The sequence below is a fragment of the Pricia sp. genome, from assembly GCF_041745955.1.
Lineage (GTDB): Bacteria > Bacteroidota > Bacteroidia > Flavobacteriales > Flavobacteriaceae > Pricia.
Map to the genome: position 1 here is coordinate 1 of NZ_JBGTHY010000191.1, position 3,241 is coordinate 3,241.

The 3,241-nt window shown below is 49.2% G+C and carries 3 protein-coding genes; all 3 read right to left on the bottom strand.

Annotated features, from left to right (window positions below; translation table 11 throughout):
• On the bottom strand, positions 1–913 hold a 913-nt coding region (locus tag ACEW8S_RS06695), incomplete at its 3' end, for a dihydroxy-acid dehydratase (protein WP_373517396.1).
• Between the two features lie 52 nt (positions 914–965).
• Complete coding sequence (locus tag ACEW8S_RS06700) at positions 966–2,078, bottom strand: NAD(P)/FAD-dependent oxidoreductase (RefSeq protein ID WP_373517397.1); 1,113 nt, start codon at positions 2,076–2,078, stop codon at positions 966–968.
• A gap of 10 nt (positions 2,079–2,088) precedes the next feature.
• Positions 2,089–3,241: acetyl/propionyl/methylcrotonyl-CoA carboxylase subunit alpha (locus ACEW8S_RS06705; protein WP_373517398.1), on the bottom strand; the 1,153-nt coding region annotated here is incomplete at its 5' end.

Below are 3,241 nucleotides of genomic sequence, written 5' to 3' on the forward strand. Positions count from 1 at the left end.
GTAAAGGCACCTTGCTTCCCAATACATCAAAATCCTCCAGTTTAAGATCTACCCCGATCCTGCCGGCAATAGCTGTGAGATGTATGATCAGATTCGTCGATCCGCCGACGGCCGCATTGGTCACAATGGCATTCTCGAACGCCTTTCGGGTCAATATTTTGGAGAGTTTCAAATCTTCCCTGACCATTTCGACGATGCGTCTTCCGGACAGCTGGGCAAGCAGTTTTTTCCGGGAGTCTGCTGCCGGAATGGACGAGAATCCAGGTAGGGTCAAGCCGAGGGCTTCTACCATCGTTGCCATTGTCGAGGCCGTGCCCATGGTATTGCAATGTCCGATACTACGGGCCACACAGACTTCGGCCTCGGTAAAATCCGCCGCGGTGTAGCCTTCCAGATTTTGTTTTTCCTTGATCATCCAGTTCATGGAACCCGAACCGACTTTCTCGCCCCGGAAACGCCCGCTCAACATGGGCCCGCCCGGTACGACGATGGTCGGCAAATCTACGCTGCAAGCGCCCATGACAGTACTCGGGGTAGTCTTATCGCAGCCGGTCAAAAGTACGATACCGTCCAAGGGGTTCGCCCGAATGGACTCCTCGACATCCATACTTGCCAAATTCCGGAACAGCATGGTGGTCGGTCGCATTAGGGTTTCGCCCAACGACATGACCGGGAATTCCATCGGGAATCCGCCAGCTTCGAGAATTCCTTTTTTGACCACTTCGGCAAAATCGCGCAAATGTCCGTTGCAGGGTGTCAGTTCGGACCAGGTATTACAGATGCCGATCACGGGCCTCCCCTGAAAATAATCGTCGGGATAGCCTTGGTTGCGCAACCAGGAACGGTGTACAAAGCCCATTTTATCTTTGCCCCCGAACCATTCGCTGCTGCGGAGGTGTTTCTTTTTTGCCATCGAAAAAGTTGATTTTAATGAAGGATTAAGGTAGTGTTTATCGATGAAACGGTCAAACCAAGTCCGCCAGCTCCTTTCCCACTAAACTACCGATGGCAATGCCCATACCCCCGAGACGAACTCCACAGAACACATTTTCGGAAACTTGTTTTACAATAGGCCGTTTTATGTCGCCCACGCCCATGATACCGCTCCACCTTCGGTCGACCTCAAAGGGAATACCAGGCAGAATAACTTTCTTGAGTAACTTTTCCAAGTGCTTTTGAATACGTTCGGTTTGTTCTAATACTGTCGTTTCCTCGGTTTTCAGGTCGCGATTTCTACCACCTCCGAATAAAATACGGCAATCGATATTCCTAAAATAATAATATCCCTCATCAAAATGAAAGGTTCCTTTAATGGAAAGGTTTTTAATTGGTTTGGTAATCAAGACCTGTGCCCTTGCCGGTTGCACATGTTCGTTCAATAATTGGGCGGCAAATCCATTGGTGGCTATTAGAAGATTATTCGTGTTTAATTCGAAACGGTCGGTGCTGACCTTGATATTCGATGTGTTCTCCGAAAAATCTTCTACGGAAATGCCGTTCAGAACGATAACACCTTGATTTTGGACAAGCCATAGTAACCGGGCCATCATTTTACCCGTATCCAATTGGCCTTCAAAACTATTCGTAATGTACTTGTCCCGTATGCCCTTGAACAGGAACGTATTCGGATGTTCATGAAAGGCATCTCCACTAAAAACGGGATATAAGAGCCGGTTAACTTCATCCTGCATTCGCACGCAGTTTTGAAATAGTGCGCCATCCTCTTCCAAGAACAACTCATGTCCGCCAAGTTGTTGAAAATCGAGGGCCTTATCGCCCAGCGTTTCCCGTAGCAGTTGTATGCCGTTCCATCTTTTTTGGACAAGACCAAAAACCTCTTCCTCGGAATGTTGCCTCAAATCCGCCAAAATCTCGGAAATACTACCAAAACAGGCGAAGCCCGCATTTTTGGTGCTAGCGCCCTGCGGTAAAAACCCCTTTTCGAGAACCACAATTTTTGCTTTCGGAAATCGTTGCTTGAGGTGCAGCGCACAGTTCAGGCCGACAATACCGCTGCCGACGATGGTAAAATCGATGTGGGAGAGCCAAGTTTTGTATTCCCAGTAGCTGAGGTTCATTTAACAACGATTACTCCTCCGTCTGCGGTTCCATCTTGAAATCGTTCATGAACGCGGTCGTATAGTTGCCCGCCAGATAATCGGGATGGTCCATCAACTGCCTGTGAAAGGGTATGGTAGTCTTTATGCCTTCGATTACAAATTCGTCAAGGGAGCGTCTCATTTTGTTGATGGCCTCTTCGCGGGTCTGTGCCGTCGTGATGAGCTTGGCGATCATGCTATCGTAATTGGGCGGAATACTGTAGCCACTGTAGACATGGGTGTCCATTCGTACGCCGTGCCCGCCGGGAATATGCAAGGTGGTAATCTTTCCCGGGGATGGCCTGAAATTGTTGTAGGGATCTTCGGCATTGATTCGGCATTCGATGGAATGTAGTTTCGGAAGATAGTTTTTTCCGGAAATCGGAACCCCGCCGGCGACCAGTATCTGTTCGCGGATCAAGTCGTAATCGATGACCTGCTCGGTAATCGGATGCTCGACCTGAATACGGGTATTCATTTCCATAAAGTAAAAATTACGGTGCTTGTCGACCAAAAACTCAATGGTGCCGGCACCCTCGTACTTAATAAATTCCGCGGCTTTGACCGCTGCCTTGCCCATGGCATCCCGAAGCTTGTCGGTCATAAAGGGCGAAGGCGTTTCTTCGGTCAATTTTTGATGCCGTCGCTGTATCGAACAGTCGCGCTCGGAAAGATGACAGGCTTTTCCGTACTGATCCCCGACTATCTGTATTTCGATGTGTCTTGGCTCTTCGATGAGTTTTTCCATGTACATATCACCATTGCCGAATGCAGCGGAGGCTTCTTTAACGGCGCTCTCAAAAAGTACTTCCATTTCCTCGGCTGCCCTTACGGCACGCATACCCTTACCACCACCGCCGGCGGTCGCTTTTATCATGACGGGATAGCCCATTTTTTTGGCCACCTTTATGGCGTCGGCCAAATCTTTCAGCAATCCGTCGGAACCCGGAACTGTGGGTACGCCCGCTTTTTTCATGGTGACCTTTGCAGAGGCTTTATCGCCCATTCGGTCAATATGCTCCCCCGATGCCCCGATAAATTTTATTTCGTGCTCGGCACAGATTTTCGAGAATTTGGAATTTTCGGACAAAAATCCGTACCCCGGATGTATGGCATCGGCATTGGTAATCTCCGCCGCCGCA

Bases quoted from the DNA above. Each gene is read 5' to 3' on its own strand.
- ACEW8S_RS06700 (WP_373517397.1), bottom strand. From the start codon at position 2,078: ATGAACCTCAGCTACTGGGAATACAAAACTTGGCTCTCCCACATCGAT.